Genomic DNA, 17,089 nt, shown 5'->3' with positions numbered 1-17,089 from the left:
CCCTAAGACATAGAACAAAAACATTGTAAGAGTATTTCCCGCAAACACATTCATAAGTAATACACTTACCACCAAATTGAAGAACACATAGAATTTTCTCGTTTTGTTCTGAAAATGATACGCTGAAAATGAATGAGAATAAATCACCGTAATGAGCCACATTACATTAATGAGAAGAGCAAAAAACCAACTGAGCTTGTCTATGTAGAAATACACGAATCCATACACATGAAACACATCATTTTCTCCTACACTTAATGCTAACAATAGGATATTAATTGATGACAATACCATCAATATGATATGGTATAGATCCTTGTTAGACTTCAGAACTGAAGTTATAACTGAACCAAGTATTGGAATGAGGATAATAAAAACTAAGATCATGCAATTTGACTATTTGATCAACAGATGTTCAGATATTACTACCGACATTCCTAAAACACATTGAATCAACCGATACGATTAAATATAAGCATATACTAAAGGCCCCTTAAGGAAAGAGTTTGCCAATTTCCGGAAATTGTCGATGACCCTCTTCCAGACCGATCACAGAGCAAAACCTTTCTGATAATACCCCTATCTCCAACCACCGCCCAAAGCTTGATAAACATTAACCATGGCATTCATCTGTTTCTGCTTGGTTTCAATCAGTTCAATTCTCGATTCAAGTGCATCACGCTGCGTCATCAACACTTCCATGTAATCTGCTCGTGCTGATTTGAACAGTCCCGTAGAAATATCGATGGATTGCGTGAGTGCCTCCACTTGCTGTGATTTCAGATCGTAGCTCTTTTCGAGATTGTCAATTTTAGAAAGCTTGTTGGCAACCTCTGTGTAAGCTCCCAAAATCGTGCGTTCATATTCAAATACTGCCTGTATCTGTTTAGAATTGGCAGTGAAATATTTGGCCTTTATTGCGTTCCTATTCACCAACGGAGCCATCAGATCCGCAGCTACATTATAGAGTATCGATTGCGGATTGGTGATGAAATACTTTAGATTGAATGCATTCAGCCCTACTCCTGCCCTTATGCTCAATGAAGGATAAAAATCAGCCTTTGCCACCTTGATGTCCAACTTGGCTGCGGCCAATGCCAACTCAGCCTGTTTCACATCTGGACGGTTCTCGAGCAACTGAGACGGAATGCCTGCATAGATCGAAGCAGGCAACAATTCGTTGAAGCCTTGAGAATTCCGAGCAACGGGCTGCGGAAACCTTCCCACAAGAAAATTGATGCGGTTCTCCGCTTCAACGATCTCTTGCTGAATCTCAAACTGATGACTTCGATTCTTGAAAACTTCGGCTTCAAACTTCTTTACCGCCAGCTCAGTCACCTGCCCTGCTTGCTTTTGAAGCTTCACGATCCTCAACGCATTCGTCTGAATATCGATGTTCTGCTGCACGATCTCCAACTCATTGTCAAGAGCCATCAACTCGTAATACGAATTGGCAATCTCAGACACGAGGTGTGTCACCATGAAATTCTTGCCCTCAATACTTGACAGGTAACGGAGGTATGCAGATTTCTTGGCATTCCGCAACTTCTTCCAAATGTCAATCTCCCAAGAAGCGAAGAATCCGAGCATGTAATCCTGCAAATGAACAGGCACTTCCTTACCAGGTTCGTACTCATGGTTCAGGTCACTTTGCCCTTGACTGGTGTATTTTCCAACCTTTTCAATGCCAGCACCGGCACCGAAATTCACCGAGGGAAGGTATTCACCCTTCCTCGCCCTCACTTCGTTATTGGCAATGTTTATCTCCTGCAAAAGGATGTTCAACTCCTGATTATTGCTCAGAGCAGTGTCAATAAGCGCATTCAAATAAGAGTCAGTGAAGAACTCCTTCCACTTGAGCTGTGCTGTATTCGTGGTGTCTTGAGAGTCGCTGTAACTTCCAGGGACCGTACGGTTCTCCGTCCTTAAATTCAGCGTTGGAATGCATGATGTCAAAGACAACAGCATCAGCAGACCGCCTACTACTAGATATTTATTTATCTGATTCATTGTTCTTGTTTTTTGATGAGCGGCCTCTGTTTCTTTTGATAAGCTCACGCAGACGTGCATTCATTCGCTGGAACCTGTTTTTCGATTCATCTTCCGATTCATTGATTCGGATGAATTCCTCAGAAACTGGTTCGTGTCGTTGTCCCTGGATCAGTGATTTGCCCTCAATCATACTGGCAAAAATGTAGTAGAGACCAGGAATGACCAATACACCGAAAAGTGTTCCGACAAGCATACCACCCATGGCTGATGAACCGATTGTTCTGTTGCCAATAGCTCCAGCTCCTGTTGCAACCACCAACGGAATCAATCCTGCGATGAAAGCGAAGGATGTCATCAAGATTGGTCGGAAACGGGCTCTTGCCCCTTCAATGGCAGCTTCGAGAACCGTTCCTCCTTCCCGCTGTTTCTGCACAGCAAACTCCACGATCAAAACGGCATTCTTACCCAACAGACCGATGAGCATGATGAGTCCGATCTGTGCATACACGTCATTTGCCAATCCCAATGCCTGAAGCAAAAAGAACGAACCGAACACACCCATCGGAAGCGAAAGCAGAACTACCAGCGGAAGTACAAAACTCTCGTATTGTGCGGCAAGCACGAGGTAAACGAAAATCAGTACCACGGCAAAAATGTAGATCGCCTCATTTCCTCGCTTTGACTCGTCATAGGAAAGTCCTTCCCAGTCAATGTCATAACCTCTAGGCAGATTCTTCTGCGCTACTTCGCGGATGGCATTGATGGCATCACCGCTGGTATAGCCCTTGGATGAAAGCCCTCGGATAGCGGCTGAATTGTAAAGATTGTAGCGCGTGATCTCATTCGGCCCCAACCTTTTCTCCAATTTCATAAAGGATGAATAAGGTACCATGTCGCCTTCCTCGTTCTTCACGTACAAGTTCTGGAGGTCAGATGGCAATCTCCTATATTCTGGAGCTGCCTGCGTATAAACCTTGAAAAATCGACCAAAACGGATGAAGCCCTGTTCGTAGGTACTACCGATAAGAATATTCAGGTTTTCCATGGCTTTGCCGATGGAAACTCCCTTCTGCATTGCAGCCTTATTGTCTATAATAAGCTCGTACTGCGGATAATTGGCAGCGTAGAATGTGAACAGACCCGTCAACTCTTTGCGCTCGCGCAATGCATCCATAAACTCATTATTGATGCGCTCGAATTCATGATAATCGGTACCATTCGTCTTGTCCAACAAACGCAGCGAGAAACCTGCGGATGAACCGAAACCAGGTACCGCAGGTGGTTCAAAATACTCGATGACCGCGCCCAGATTTTTTGATTCCTCCTCCAATTCTTCCATGATCTCCAGCACCGAATGATGCCTTTCTGACCATGGTTTCAAGTTGATGAGACATGTTCCAGCGTTGGATCCACGACCTTCGGTCATGATCTCGTACCCTGCCAAGGAAGAAACCGATTCAACCCCATCAATCTCCTCACATATTCTTTGAAGTTCTTGGGCCACTTGATTCGTGCGTTCTAGTGTGGAACCTGGAGGTGTTTGAATGATGGCATAAATGGTTCCTTGATCCTCGCTTGGAATGAAACCTGCAGGCAGCACCTCACTGGTGAAGTAGATTCCAACGCAAAAGGCGATCAATACCCCAAAGGTCAATGCCCTTCGCATAACGATGACATTCAGAATTTGGATGTATCGGCCCGTTAGTTTTTCAAAGCCACGATTGAACCAATCGATGAATCGGTCCATGATTGTTTTTTTTCTGTGCGTACCGTGATGATTCTTCAGAAGCATAGCGCACAGAACAGGGGTAAGCGTCAAAGCCACGATGGCCGAAAGGATGATCGCACCCGCCATGGTGATGGAAAACTGTCGGTAGAAAACACCTACAGGCCCTGTCATGAATGAGATCGGTATGAACACCGAAACCATGACCAATGTGATGGCGATGATGGCTCCACCAATCTCTCCCATCACCACTTGTACGGCTTTGTAGGGCGTCATGTCCTTGTTCTCGTCCATCTTGGCGTGGACGGCCTCCACGACCACAATCGCGTCATCCACCACAATACCAATGGCCAATACCAAAGCAAACAAGGTGATAAGGTTGACAGATAGACCGAAGAGCTGCATCACGAAAAATGCACCGATCAAGGAAACAGGCACCGCGATGATCGGAATCAACGTGGAGCGCCAATCTCCCAAAAAGAGAAACACAACAAGAGCAACTAGTAAGAAAGCATCTCGCAGCGTGTGAAGTACCTGCTCCATCGATGCGTCCAAGAACTTAGATACGTCATAACTGATCTGATACTCAAGCCCCGGAGGCATGTCCTTTTCCAACTCCTCCAACTTCAGCTTTACATTTTCGATAACCTCACTGGCATTACTTCCCATGGTCTGTTTCAACACGATGGAAGAAGATGGATTACCGTCCTGATTGGAATAGATATCGAAGAATTCACTTCCCAACTCCACGTCTGCAATGTCCTGCAGTTTGATGAGCTCTCCAGCCTCATTGGCTCGGATAATGATGTTCCTGTACTGATCTGCTTCGTTGAATCGGTCCTGATAAACAAGCACATATTCAAGTGATTGTGCCTCAATTCCCGAACTCTGGCCTAATCTACCTGGGCGGGCAATGACGCTTTGCTCTTGCATGGCTTCTAGAACTTCTTCGGCAGAGATGCTATAGGCACGCATTCTATCTGGCTTCAACCAAATACGCATGGCATACTTCCTACTACCAAGAATCTGTGCCTGAGCAATACCCGTAATACGCTGTAGCTCAGGAATCATCTTGGTATAAGCGTAGTTGTAGAGGAATTTCTCATCCACACCTGTGGTCTTTCCTTCACCTTTGCTAAAAAGGTTGACGTACATAAGCATACTTGGCTGAACGGGCGTGATGATAACTCCCTCTCTTTGAACCAAAGGTGGGAGCAAGGGCATGACCTGATCCACACGGGTCTTTACCCTTACTACAGCTTCGTTTGGATCGACCCCAGGCTCAAAGATCACACGGATGGTTCCTTCGCCCGCACTTGTGGCATCGGAAGCGATGTATCTCATTCCCTGAACACCGTTAATGGCGGTTTCCAACGGAATGATGGTTGATTTTGTCAGTACATCCGCACTCGAACCAGGAAATGCGATGAAAATATTGACCGTTGTTGGTGCAATCTCTGGAAACTGCGATTTCGGCAGTTGATTGATTGATAATGCCCCAACGAATATGATGATGACCGAAATGACTATCGCCAAGACAGGTCTATGTATGAATTTACTGAACATGATCAGTTGTTTTTGGGGTTCGTGTTACTCTGAGTACATGCCCAGATGCGTCATTACTGAATCTGGTCGAGCGAATTTGAATGCGATCTCTTCGCCATTCTTCACCTTGCGGATACCGTCCAGCAGAATTTTGTCAGTCTCTTTCAGACCATCTGTTACCACAAATAGATGTTGCAATTCGGCCCCGACCTTGATCTTGGTTGAATGCGCAACGCCATCATCTCCGATCACGAACACAAAGCGTTGGTCCAATACTTCGAAGGTGGCCTTCTGCGGAATAAGTAAAACGTTTTCCAGCTTCGTATCCATGAGGATGTTTCCTGTTTCGCCATGTCGCAACAGCTTTTTTGGATTGGGAAAAGTGGCTCGGAAAGCAATGTTCCCAGTATGATTATCGAAATCAGCCTCGATGGTGGTGATCGTTCCTACTTGATCAAATTGCTTCCCATTGGCCATCACCAATCGGACGATTTTACCATTCTCTTCTTTAGAATCGCCCATGTAATCCAAGTATTCAGCTTCAGGAACATTGAAATAGACCCACATCTGGCTATTATCAGATAACTCGGTGAGCAATTCACCTTCATCCAACAAACTTCCTAGTCGTACGTGAAAATGATCCATGATGCCATCAAATGGTGCACGTACCTCGGTGAAACCAAGATGCACTTTGGCCAATGATACTTCAGCTTTGGCCTTATCAAGTTTTGCCTTGGCAAGCGCTAATTCATTCGGAGAAACCACATTGCTGTCCGCCAGAATCTTGGTATTCCGATATTCAATCTCAACAAAATCTGCCTCCGCTTGCGCCTTTTGCAACTCCGCTTCATAAAGATTGGGCATCACCTGAAACATGATCTGCCCTTTTTTGACGGCCTGGCCTTCATCAACGAAAATGCCCTTCAGATATCCACGCTCCAATGCTCGCAGTTCAATGTGCTGAATGGCGTGGATCTGACACACGTATTCGCGGGTTGTGAGCGTGTCCATCTTTACCGGTGCTGTGACAAGATATCTTGTCTTTTCTTCTTGATGGTGTTTTTTGGTATGGCAGCTTGCAAGTCCTACAACAGCTATAAGGCCAAGGAATGCAGAAATTTTTGACATGGATTCAATGGTTTTCATTATCGGGTAATTGTGTTTTAAACTGGGTCGTGCATAGAGCATGTACGACAGTGATCGGGGGCTATTCCACGGAAAATGGAACGGCATCTGCCTATTCCTGGTCAGCAGGAACATAGCATGTGGTCTGGGTTCAGACCATCTATCAAAAAGGGTATCAGATCAGAAAATTTCGCTTTTCCAAGTAAATGGGCACGTGCATGGCGTGCGGAAAAAAGGCGCGAGAACCTACTGAAGTAAGCACCGAATTCTCGGAATTCAATAGCTCAAGGGAAAAATAATTGAATTGAAAGGCGTAAAGGAGAAGACTGTGCGAGTCATGGGTCCTTAATCGAGAACCGAATTCTACGATTTCTTCTACTTCGTTTGTTTCGCAACAGTAAGAACCAGTGTCCTTACGATGTAGATGAACCAGATCAGCCACTTGATTGAACACAAACACCCCAACAAAAAGTAAGAGGAATATCTGTACCGCTTTGTTTTTCAATATGCTATTTCTAATTCGGGGGCAAAAGTATGTGAATAGACAAGCAGCACCTAAGGCTTTAACACATCATTAACATAATTGATATTCGGCACCAGACACAGGTATATCTGAAGCTTCAGAGCAATTCAACATACACAGCCGCAAAGTGCAATGATGCAGCTATGATCACGAAAATGTGCCAAATGAAATGCGTCCATTTCTTAGATTTCCAGAGGTAAAATCCAGCTCCAACCGTGTAGAAGAATCCACTGAAAACGAGAAGAATCTTTGCGTGGCGATTCAAGACACCGAAAAATAGCCAAGGATCCAAGAGCATGATGTAGCCCATCAACACGTAGATAACAGTAGAGAACACTTTGAAACGATGCACATACCTTGCTTTGAACCAAATACCCACTGCCGTCATTGCCCAAAGTGCCGCGAGAAAAAAGTAGCCTTCTGAGTTCATCAGTCTATTGAGGATGAGAACGGTGTAGCTTCCAGAAATGAGGAAATAGATGCTGATGTGATCGAGTTTTTTGTACAATATCTTCTTGTGTTCATCCATCGAACCATGATACAATGTGGAAGTTCCATAAGACATAAAGAGGCAAATGGAATAGACCCAAACTCCTACTCGTCCCCAAACATTCAGGTCTGCGGTTTTCATGATCAGAAATGCACAGGCCAGAATGCCCAAAACCAATCCTATGAAGTGCGAAATAGTGTGAGCTTTTTCTTCCGATCGAGTGTATGCTGCAACGATTTTACTCATGTTCCAATTTGCGGCAAAGTTATCAGTTGCTCTGAGCTTGCCATTTGATAAAACCTAGACCGATCGGCTTCAGGGCATTCAAAAAGTTTGAGTACGTTCGCCTTGCGCTATGGTTCAGAAACTTTCCATCATCATTCCTGCTTACAACGAAGAATTGACCATGCTTTCCGTTCTCGAAAAGATGGTTTCTCTTGAATTGATAAACGGCATCGAAAAGGAAATTCTGGTAATAGACGATCATTCCAGCGATGGAACAAACAGCATCATCAGTGTCTTTTGTTCAACCAACAGCCAAGTGGTTTTCTATCGTCAACCTGTGAATATGGGAAAAGGCGCTGCCGTAAGGAAAGGCATTGAACTTGCCACAGGAGATTTCCTGATCTTTCAGGATGCAGACCTCGAACTCGATCCCGAGGACATCAATCTTCTATTGAAAAAAGCGATTGATGAAAAATGCCAGATCGTTTACGGCTCGCGTTTGCTAACGGAGCAGAGCAAAGCGGCATTTGTAAGAAGCAGCTACGTTGCCAATGTTTTTCTCAGTGCGCTATCAAATGTGGTGAACGGTACGCGCATTACGGACATGGAAACGTGTTACAAACTGATTGATTCAAGTTTGGCAAAATCGTTGGAACTCAAAGAAAATCGCTTTGGATTTGAACCGGAAATAACCGCAAAACTGGCACACAAGAAGGCCGAATTCCATGAAGTTCCCATTTCTTACATCAGCCGAAGCAGAGAAGATGGCAAGAAGATCGGTTACAAAGATGGATTGCGTGCTATTTATTGCATCCTCAAATACGGTCTGTTCAACTGATTGGAATGAACATTCAAAGTCAATCTTTACAGCATGCAATTGAAACCAACGTTTTCAAAATTGCTTGGGCCATCGTGTTTCTCCTTGCCATCGTCTACAAGCAAGAACGGCTTTACGCAGATGCTTCGTATTATCTGTTTCACACCATCAATCAGGGTTTTCCGCAGGTAGATCATCAGCGCTTTGTGTTGGCTATTTCTGAATTGCTGCCGCTTTTGGGTTCGTATTTAGGTCTGTCGTTGTCTGCCTTGATTCTCCTTTATTCCGTAGGTCACGTACTCTTCTCGTACCTACTGTTTCACAACATTTATTTCACACACCGAAGTGCTGCGCACGGACTCTTTATCCTGTTGCTGCAATTCACGGCTTACACCAATCTGTTCTTTAGTCCGATGTTGGAACTGTGGTACGGACTTATTCTGTTGGTTTGGCTGGATCATCGGCTATCAATTGGTAAGATCCATGGCTGGAAAAACCAATTGCTTTTACTCACTATCAGCACCAGCATTCTCTTCAGTCATCCCGAAAATTTCATCGGTTTTCTGTTGATCCTTGTTTACCGATGGAATACCAAACAACTTCCTGTAAAACAGTTGGGCGCTGCCATCTTTCTTATGGTTGCGGTGGTGCTGTTCAAGTTTGCCACGTTCAGCGATTATGAGGCTGGAAAGGTGACCAATGCACAACAGAACAGCGAACAGGGAATCTCCGAATTACTTGAACCAGCATATCTAACCACATTGGTTAAAATGCTGGTTATCAACTATTACGACTGCCTTCTATATTTGATGATCGGTGCTTTTATATTCGTAAGAAAAGGACTGAAGGCACACGCGTTCATCATCGTTCTATTCGCCATCGGATTCGTTGTTTTCATCAACTTGACCTTGCACCGAAACGAGTTTGGACGCTATTCCGAATCGTGCTATTTGCCGCTGACATTCATTTGTCTTTTCTGTATTTCGATGGCTTGGAATTATCTCGATCCGAAATGGAAATCGGTCATCGGAAGTGTGATCATCATCTTCTCAGCCATCCGTCTGAACGACATCCGCCAAGAAGGAAACACGCTCAAAGAACGAACGATTCAGATGAGTGAATTTGTTGATCTAGCAAGAGCAGACCACGCTGGAAAAATGATACTTCTAACGGAAAACATTACCACTGAATTCACACGTATCGGTTGGTCCTATCCAATTGAATCGTTACTGCTTTCGGCCATGCAAAGTCCTGACTCTGCGGTTTCCATCATTTTTGATGAGGATTATCTGTATGATCAAAATGTTGCACTTTCCAACGCATCAAACTTCATTTTGAGACGCTATGAGTTGCTCGAACTTTCTGAGGTGAACGATCGGTATTTTGTGCTTCCGAATTCGATTTACAGTTATTCAGTCATTCGTAAATAATCCTCTTTATTGACTGGAATAAAAAAGGGCACCGATTGGTGCCCTTTTCTCTTTCATCAGATCTAAACTCAGAATTTGAGCTGATAGACATCGTCAAGCATCGAATTGGAGCTTAGGTTCACTTCTAGGTCCTTTACAACACCCGAACCAACACCATAGACCCAACCATGTAGATGTAGTTCCTGTCCATTGTGCCAAGCGGTTTGCACAATGGATGTTTTGGCCAAATCGTGCACTTGCTCCCGAACATTCAACTCCACAAATCGATTGAAACGGCCATCATGTTCATCGTCCATCAGTTCTAACTCGTCCTGATGAAACCGATAAACATCTTTGATGTGACGGATCCAGTTGTCAATGATGCCGTAAGATTGATTTCCCATGGCAGCTTTCACACCTCCACAACCATAATGACCGCATACGATCACGTGGCGTACTTTGAGCACATTCACCGCGTAATCAAGCACGCTTAGCATGCTCATATCTGTTGGAATGACCATATTGGCAATATTCCTGTGCACAAAAACTTCACCTGGTTGTGCCCCAATGATCTCGTTTGCAGGTACGCGACTATCAGCACAACCGATCCAAAGTACGGGTGGAGATTGGCCATCGGCCAGTTTTTTGAAGAATTCAGGATCACCTCCCAATTTCTCTTTAACCCACTTCCTGTTATTATCGATGAGTTTCTTGTAAAATGTTTTTTCCTTCATATCTGACATTTGAATGGATATTAAAAAATGAAATTAACTATAGACCAACTAGTTGAGTCTCAATCGGCCTCCTCCTGCTTATTATCAATTCCGAATACTTCAATTGTGCTTGATGCATGTTTTTCTGAACTGATGAAGTTTTCGATGATCTCCACCACATCTGGATGGACAAATTCGCTTCGCGATGCATCGATGAGCAAGTGGCATCCAGGATTCATTCCTTCTAATAACTTTTGAATTGCACCTTTATTTAAGAACGATACGTGTTCAGAAAGTTCCACGATGATCTTCTCGCCTTCCTCGCGTTGTTTGATGTAATGCGAAGTTTTTAGATTCTCGTAAAGGATGTGAAAAATCCCAACCGTTAAGCCAAGCGAGATTCCGATCAAGAGGTCGGTAAAAACGATACCGACAACAGTAATGATAAAGGGCATGAACTGAATCCTTCCCGATCGGTACATCTGTAAGAACAAGGAAGGCTTGGCCAACTTGTACCCGACCATTAGCAGGATCGCAGCCAAGCTGGCAAGCGGAATCAGATTCAGAATATTTGGAATCAGCATGGCCGAAAACAATATGAGCAAACCGTGGAAAATGGCTGAAACCTTGGTCACGCCACCCGATTGGATATTGGCTGAACTGCGAACAATTACCTGCGTAAGTGGTAATCCACCAATGAGACCAGCTACCGAATTGCCTATTCCTTGCGCAATCAGCTCGCGATTGGTTGGTGTGATACGCTTGAGCGGATCCAACTTATCGGTGGCCTCCACGCTCAGTAGCGTTTCCAAACTGGCCACAATGGCAATAGTAAAAGCCACCGTCCAAACCTTCGTGTTGGTAATAGCACCGAAATCAGGCAAGGTGAACTGACCGAAAAAGTCCATCAATCCGGCTGATACCGGAAGATTTACGGTATGCTCGTTTGCAACGGCAAATTCTGACGAAGCAGCAAAAGCAAGATTCAGCCCAATGCCTACTGCCACAGCCACAATCGGGCCTTGCACCAGTTGAAATAGCTTGAATCGTTTGACGAATGGCTGATCCCAAAGAATGAGAATACCAAGCGAAACCACAGCAATGATCATCGCACCCGAACTCACGTAATCCATCATGTGGCTCAATTCGCTGAACGTGTTGAAGCCATCCGATTGAGAGAAATCAAGATCGCCCTCGTAGTCGTTATCGTATCCAAAAGCATGTGGAATCTGCTTCAGAAAAATGATGATTCCGATTGCTGCCAGCATTCCTTTGATAACGGCTGAAGGAAAATAGTAGCCGATGATTCCGGCCTTGAGAACACCGAGAATGATCTGAAACACTCCAGCTAGAACCACGGCCATTAGAAACACTTCGAATGAACCAAGGTCTTGGATGGCAGTGAGAACTATGACAGCCAAACCTGCGGCAGGACCACTAACGCCAAGTTGCGAACCACTGATGGCTCCGACAACAATACCGCCTACTATGCCTGCAATGACACCCGAAAACAAAGGTGCGCCAGAAGCTAGCGCAATTCCGAGACAAAGAGGAACAGCCACAAAAAAGACCACAATACCAGCAGGTATATCGGAGCCGAGATGCTTGAAATGATTTTTCACGTAAATCCAGTTTAATCCCAGGATAATTCTGGGAAATGATCAATTGATAATTGAAAGGAATTGACCGCAACGCAGTCAACAACCGCTACAAGGCGGCAACTGGATATTATGCTTCTGGAGGAGGCGAAGAAACTTCGCCAACGAATGAGATGTAAGGATTATGAAACCTATAAGTTTCTGAACTGAAAACAGATGCTAATTCAACGAACGAATGATCTGAAAGCAACCAGTCCATAGCTTCGAAGGAATCTTCCTCCGATTGTGCATCTTCCGTTTCTTCTTCGGCCATCACGGTTGTCAGAAAATCAAACCACGAGTTATCACCCGTTTGAAAACCTACAACAGAAACCTGAAACGTAGAAATAAGTATCGTTAGCATAAACAGCCAACTTATCGAATTCAACCACCTGGTTTTCTTTTGCATGTTACAAAGCTAAGTTTCGCTGCTTAAGCGACAACAAAAACATGCATTGCTTGGAAACCGCATCACATTGGTCCCATTGGGGTGTGAATGGCCCGTCTGCCATCGCACTTGCGCGCTTGATGCGTGCTTGTGCACGAAACCATCAACATACTGAGAATCATTACCACGGCCACAAACGATGATATGTTCTTTATCTTTTCCATGTGATAAAAACGAGCTTATCCTTGCAGTTATTGTTCTAATGTGAGAAGAACTGATTGAACTCCTCAATAAAAAAGGCCTGACGATACAGACAGAAGTGCATACCATCAGGCCAGAAACCAAACCAAAAAGCTGTTATTCCTTCAGTAATCTGTGCGTGATCCCAGTATTGTTATCCGTTAGCATATAAACGCCCTTTGCATAGGTAGAAAGGTCGAAATTGCGTTTTCCATTAACCGAAATACTTGTCAAAATCTCCCCGAGTACATTGCTCAATTGGAAGGTGGTTGGCGTATTCGATTCCAACACAATCATTCCCGTAGTAGGATTTGGGTAGACAGATACTTCCTGTGCGGATTCCTCTTCTGCAACACCGGTGCAAGCACTTACCGTAACCAATACTGAATCAGTATAAACGATATTTTGATTGTCGTAAATACTGGCATAGATCACGTGGTCTCCAATACCAAGTGTACTGGCGAAGATGCGATCCACAGCATCTGTATCTCCATTGCTCCAACTATACGCACACAGTTCGTTTGGCGCAGTCAGGTCTTCAAATTCCTCATTGCAAAGGATCACGCTATTCACGGACACAAAATCCACGTGACTGTTGTGTATGCCCTGAATCTGTTGATCTACGAGCATTGTTGTCCAAAAACGTACATCATCAATAAGCCCATCGAAGAAGACATTTGTACCTGTACCATTCACACCACTACCGATCTTACCAGCAGTCCCATAGCTCATGTAGTAGTATAATTGGCTACCTGTTCCAGTGTAATTGACCGATTGCTCGATACCATTAACGTAGATTCTGATCTCAGTCAATGATTGGAAAACAACAGCAATATGAAACCACTCGCCAGTAATAATTGGCTGAGAAACGGTTGTTGCCGTAACCACATTTGCCAAGCTTGGCGCTCCGCCATCACCCACATTGGCAGTTACTTCTCCTGTAGGTAGTACATTGACCCAAGCACCTGAATAGGCATTGCCGTAGTCTTCGTTCATGAATATGGGATTACGTGCGTTGAGCGCATTGGCCTTTATCCATCCCGAATAGGTGAACGGGAATGGCGCCTTGAATTCGCCTGTAAGGGAGTTATAGAGATAAACAGTGCCAGCAGATGTGTTCAATGCTCCGGCCGGATTGCCATGTCGATCCATAGCGAACGTTGGGTTCCCGAGCACAAACATGGGCTGATTGTATTGGGATGAATCGGCCGTGGTGTTCTCAAATTGAAGATCGACAACCAGCGTTGTGGCACTTTCACATTGAGCAAATGCTTGACCGCCAACCAGTAGAACGGCAGCGGCAGAAAATAATAAGTAAGCTTTTTTCATGGGTGGAGTTTTAGTTCAACCCAAAGCTACCTTAGCACTTGCCGCTACATCGGCCCAATGTAGCAGTGCCCTACTTCAATGGATAAGCGTTACCGTTTCTTCAATTTCTGTTCAGAACCGTTTCAGGTGTTCCAGCAGCTTTTCGCGCTTGCGTACCGAAACCGGAATATTCTCTCCATCTGACATGCGAATGGAACCTCCATCGTTCTTATCAATCCGAACAATGAAGCTGATGTTGACCAGATGCGAATTGTGAACACGGATGAAATGGTCGCCCAATAGGTCTTCGTATTCCTTCAGGTTTTTAGAAACCAAAATGGAAGGACGGTTGGCGATGAAGAACCGTGTGTAGTTGGCATCGGCCTCGCAGCGCATGATATCGTCTATCTTGATGAGATGAATGGAATCCTGATCCTTCAGCAATATCTTGCGGCTTCCACCCGTCAGTTGCTTCAGATTCTGCTCCAGGAGTTCCAATTTAGCGCCCATGTTCTCCTTATCGATCTTGTCGATGGCACGATTGACGGCATCCACCAACTCCAAGGGATCAACGGGTTTCAATAAATAATCGATGGCGCTGAGGCGAAGCGCTTCTATGGCATATTTGGCAAATGCCGTAATGAAGATCACCTCAAAAGAGCGATGCTCCACTTTGCGCAGCAGGTCAAGCCCCGTTCCATCGTTCATCTCAACATCCAGAAAAATGAGCTCTGGATGTTCGGTGGCAATCAACTGCAAACCAGTTGCCACGCCATCAGCCTCCACAATTTCCGCTTCAGGAAAATTGTGCTGCAACATGAGCACAATGCCTTTTCGTACTTCGTTCTCATTGTCTATAACTGCCAGTTTCATGTAGGTAGATTTATAAGTACAGTTACACCAACTCCGCCATTCAAGCGGTTATCCTTCACTTCAAAACTTGCTTTCTTGCCTTTCACTTTTTCCAACAGTTGCAATCGCTCGCGGGTTATTTCCATGGCTCGCGAACGATGGTCGGATGGCGCGCTGCTTTGGGCCAGTCCTGTGCCGTTGTCTTCAATTTTTATCTGAATCGCCCCAGCCATCTCTATCACACTGACGTGGATCATGCCTTTACGGTCAGTCAATTCCTTGAATCCATGTTCTACCGCGTTTTCCAAAAAGGGTTGGGTGATCATGGATGGAATGATCACATCTTCGAGGTCTTCATCCATATCGATGGTGTAATCGAAGCGATCGCTCATGCGCACTTTCTGAACTTCGAGGTAGTTTTCCATCAGCATTGCCTCCTCTGCCAACGTCACTTCATTATCAAAGGTATTCTCCAATATCTGGCGCATGAGTTTGGACAAGCGCGAAAGGTATCCTGCTGCTTTATTCGGATCGGTCTTATCATAGAAGAAGCCTTGAACCGAACCCAAAGCATTGAAAAGGAAATGCGGATTGATCTGGGCACGATAGAACCGTTGTTTTAAATCGAGTAGTTCAAACTCGTTCCTGATCCGATAACTGCGGAACATCAGAAAAGCAAGTGTTATGAGGGCCAAAACGCCAGCACCACCGGACAATAATTGAATATTACGTTGACGGATAAGCAGATCTTTCACCTCCGCCTCGCTAGTTATGCGCTTTATCTCTTCTTCCTTTTTTTCAGATTCGTACTTCACCAATAACTGCTGAAGATTCTTGTCGTTCTCCGTTGCCTTGATGCTATCTGAAAGAGCCATACTCTTTTGAAGGTATTCTACCGACTCTTTATAATTCCCAAGCCCATAAAGCGATTCATACTTCATCGTGTAGCCACGTACAATTTTATCAGGACGGTTTTTGCTGCTAGCAAACGCAATAAGTTCATCTGCTTTGGCCAATCCTTCTTTAAAATTTCCCTGCTTGTTGTATGCCATTGCAAGGTCTACCAGAACATCAAAGAGCTGAATATCAAAGCTCTTCTCCTTGACGATTTTTTCAGCCTCCAATAAATGACCGATTGCCTCTTCTTCCTTACCCAACTCAAATTGTATCATACCAAGCAGTACCAAGCTGTTGGCCAATCCCTCGGTGTTACCCATAACGCGATACATGTTGATGCCTTTGCTCTGGTACCAAACCGCAGAGTCGTATTGCAACTCCGCGCTGTGGTAAATAGCAAGATTGTTGTAGCATTTGGCAGCGCCCAGCTCATTATTGGCGTCTTTGCATTTTTTCAAGGCCAAATGCATGTACTTCTTTGCCTCTTCATAGTTCTTCACTTTGTAAAACAGACTCGAAATGGCTATCAGTCCTGCTTGTTGCGGAAAATCGAGGTCGTAGCGTTGCGCATAATTCAATGCCTTAAGACCGTAAGTCATAGCTTCATCATTCCTATTCATGTAGTTGTAGGTGGTAGATGTGCCGCGCAACAGTATCTCGTAGATCTGCATATACCGTCCATTGGTCGTATCCTTCTCACTGCGTAGTTCTTCGAGCCCTTGTTTGAAATGATCAATGGCCGAATCAAACTTGCTTAAGCGGTTATCGATGGAGCCTAGCAGGTGATGTGCCTTTGCCCTTAGGATTGGGTCGTCCGATCTATTTGCTAAGTCCAAAGCCAGGTTTGCGTGTTTCTGTGCCGAGTCAAGATTCAGTTTCATGTAGGTGTTCCCGATCCAATAATGACCTTGAGATAGGTTGCTGAAATCGCTCTTAGCAGTTAGCCGAAGTTGCTTATAACAAATGCCAATGGCTGAGTCTGATTTGCTGAGATGCAACTTCTGCACCACGTGCCAAACGGAATCAGATTGCGCAAAACTGCCTTGTGCCAAACAGAAAAACAGCACGAGGCTGCAGATGAAAGGTCGGTTGATATTCATAACTCAAGATTAACGAAAGGAGGTGACTGCAAGAAGGTAATTCGAATCATCGCATCAATTTTCTGAGGTGGGTGAATTGGATATTGATCAACATCAAATACG

15 protein-coding genes are annotated in these 17,089 nt (G+C 44.7%); 2 read left to right on the top strand and 13 right to left on the bottom strand.

What is annotated here, in order from left to right; translation table 11 throughout:
- From K9J17_07925 to K9J17_07900, 6 genes are all read right to left on the bottom strand, one after another.
- Window positions 1-294 (bottom strand): hypothetical protein (locus tag K9J17_07925; protein ID MCF8276647.1); only part of this gene is annotated, 294 nt, incomplete at its 3' end.
- Window positions 295-579: 285 nt separating this feature from the next.
- Window positions 580-2,010 carry a TolC family protein gene (locus K9J17_07920; protein ID MCF8276646.1) on the bottom strand — a complete coding sequence of 477 codons (1,431 nt, stop codon included), beginning with the start codon at window positions 2,008-2,010 and terminating at the stop codon, window positions 580-582.
- Complete coding sequence (locus K9J17_07915; GenBank protein ID MCF8276645.1) at window positions 1,994-5,284, bottom strand: efflux RND transporter permease subunit; 3,291 nt, start codon at window positions 5,282-5,284, stop codon at window positions 1,994-1,996. The genes K9J17_07920 and K9J17_07915 overlap by 17 nt, the downstream gene beginning before the upstream one ends.
- Window positions 5,285-5,308: 24 nt before the next feature.
- Complete coding sequence (locus tag K9J17_07910) at window positions 5,309-6,391, bottom strand: efflux RND transporter periplasmic adaptor subunit (protein MCF8276644.1); 1,083 nt, start codon at window positions 6,389-6,391, stop codon at window positions 5,309-5,311.
- 172 nt (window positions 6,392-6,563) lie between these two features.
- Window positions 6,564-6,893 carry a hypothetical protein gene (locus tag K9J17_07905; protein ID MCF8276643.1) on the bottom strand — a complete coding sequence of 110 codons (330 nt, stop codon included), beginning with the start codon at window positions 6,891-6,893 and terminating at the stop codon, window positions 6,564-6,566.
- Window positions 6,894-7,008: 115 nt separating this feature from the next.
- Window positions 7,009-7,647 (bottom strand): hemolysin III family protein, encoded by a 639-nt coding sequence (locus K9J17_07900; protein MCF8276642.1) that lies wholly within the window; start codon window positions 7,645-7,647, stop codon window positions 7,009-7,011.
- Between the two features lie 109 nt (window positions 7,648-7,756).
- Between K9J17_07900 and K9J17_07895 the strand changes: the two genes are divergently transcribed.
- Together K9J17_07895 and K9J17_07890 are read left to right on the top strand one after the other, a co-directional pair.
- Window positions 7,757-8,464 (top strand): glycosyltransferase family 2 protein, encoded by a 708-nt coding sequence (locus K9J17_07895; GenBank protein ID MCF8276641.1) that lies wholly within the window; start codon window positions 7,757-7,759, stop codon window positions 8,462-8,464.
- A gap of 5 nt (window positions 8,465-8,469) precedes the next feature.
- Window positions 8,470-9,873 (top strand): hypothetical protein, encoded by a 1,404-nt coding sequence (locus K9J17_07890; protein MCF8276640.1) that lies wholly within the window; start codon window positions 8,470-8,472, stop codon window positions 9,871-9,873.
- Window positions 9,874-9,941: 68 nt separating this feature from the next.
- On the opposite strand, the gene can is transcribed toward K9J17_07890, so the two are convergent.
- The 7 genes from can to K9J17_07855 form a co-directional block, all read right to left on the bottom strand.
- The gene (can, locus tag K9J17_07885; GenBank protein MCF8276639.1) at window positions 9,942-10,595 is read right to left on the bottom strand and encodes a carbonate dehydratase; all 654 of its coding nucleotides are present in this window, start codon (window positions 10,593-10,595) and stop codon (window positions 9,942-9,944) included.
- Window positions 10,596-10,645: 50 nt separating this feature from the next.
- Entirely contained in the window at window positions 10,646-12,187 is a 1,542-nt protein-coding gene (locus tag K9J17_07880; GenBank protein MCF8276638.1) for a SulP family inorganic anion transporter, read from the bottom strand.
- Between the two features lie 106 nt (window positions 12,188-12,293).
- A complete protein-coding gene (locus tag K9J17_07875) occupies window positions 12,294-12,566 on the bottom strand; it encodes a hypothetical protein (GenBank protein ID MCF8276637.1) in 273 nt (90 codons plus the stop codon).
- 107 nt (window positions 12,567-12,673) lie between these two features.
- A complete protein-coding gene (locus K9J17_07870) occupies window positions 12,674-12,814 on the bottom strand; it encodes a hypothetical protein (GenBank protein ID MCF8276636.1) in 141 nt (46 codons plus the stop codon).
- Between the two features lie 133 nt (window positions 12,815-12,947).
- Entirely contained in the window at window positions 12,948-14,159 is a 1,212-nt protein-coding gene (locus K9J17_07865) for a T9SS type A sorting domain-containing protein (GenBank protein MCF8276635.1), read from the bottom strand.
- Window positions 14,160-14,270: 111 nt separating this feature from the next.
- A complete protein-coding gene (locus K9J17_07860; protein MCF8276634.1) occupies window positions 14,271-15,011 on the bottom strand; it encodes a LytTR family DNA-binding domain-containing protein in 741 nt (246 codons plus the stop codon).
- The gene (locus K9J17_07855; GenBank protein ID MCF8276633.1) at window positions 15,008-16,987 is read right to left on the bottom strand and encodes a histidine kinase; all 1,980 of its coding nucleotides are present in this window, start codon (window positions 16,985-16,987) and stop codon (window positions 15,008-15,010) included. The genes K9J17_07860 and K9J17_07855 overlap by 4 nt, the downstream gene beginning before the upstream one ends.
- Window positions 16,988-17,089: the final 102 nt, after the last annotated feature.

It is taken from the genome of Flavobacteriales bacterium, assembly GCA_021739695.1.
Taxonomy (GTDB): domain Bacteria; phylum Bacteroidota; class Bacteroidia; order UBA10329; family UBA10329; genus UBA10329.
The sequence above is the reverse complement of the archived record's forward strand: the minus strand, read 5'-3'. Positions and strand labels throughout refer to the sequence as shown.

Excerpts from the sequence above, each read along its gene's own strand:
- K9J17_07920 (MCF8276646.1), bottom strand. The coding sequence starts at position 2,010 with ATGAATCAGATAAATAAATATCTAGTAGTAGGCGGTCTGCTGATGCTG.
- K9J17_07915 (MCF8276645.1), bottom strand. The coding sequence starts at position 5,284 with ATGTTCAGTAAATTCATACATAGACCTGTCTTGGCGATAGTCATTTCG.
- K9J17_07910 (MCF8276644.1), bottom strand. The coding sequence starts at position 6,391 with ATGTCAAAAATTTCTGCATTCCTTGGCCTTATAGCTGTTGTAGGACTT.
- K9J17_07900 (MCF8276642.1), bottom strand. The coding sequence starts at position 7,647 with ATGAGTAAAATCGTTGCAGCATACACTCGATCGGAAGAAAAAGCTCAC.
- K9J17_07895 (MCF8276641.1), top strand. The coding sequence starts at position 7,757 with ATGGTTCAGAAACTTTCCATCATCATTCCTGCTTACAACGAAGAATTG.
- K9J17_07890 (MCF8276640.1), top strand. The coding sequence starts at position 8,470 with ATGAACATTCAAAGTCAATCTTTACAGCATGCAATTGAAACCAACGTT.
- can (MCF8276639.1), bottom strand. The coding sequence starts at position 10,595 with ATGTCAGATATGAAGGAAAAAACATTTTACAAGAAACTCATCGATAAT.
- K9J17_07875 (MCF8276637.1), bottom strand. The coding sequence starts at position 12,566 with ATGCTAACGATACTTATTTCTACGTTTCAGGTTTCTGTTGTAGGTTTT.
- K9J17_07870 (MCF8276636.1), bottom strand. The coding sequence starts at position 12,814 with ATGGAAAAGATAAAGAACATATCATCGTTTGTGGCCGTGGTAATGATT.
- K9J17_07865 (MCF8276635.1), bottom strand. The coding sequence starts at position 14,159 with ATGAAAAAAGCTTACTTATTATTTTCTGCCGCTGCCGTTCTACTGGTT.
- K9J17_07860 (MCF8276634.1), bottom strand. The coding sequence starts at position 15,011 with ATGAAACTGGCAGTTATAGACAATGAGAACGAAGTACGAAAAGGCATT.
- K9J17_07855 (MCF8276633.1), bottom strand. The coding sequence starts at position 16,987 with ATGAATATCAACCGACCTTTCATCTGCAGCCTCGTGCTGTTTTTCTGT.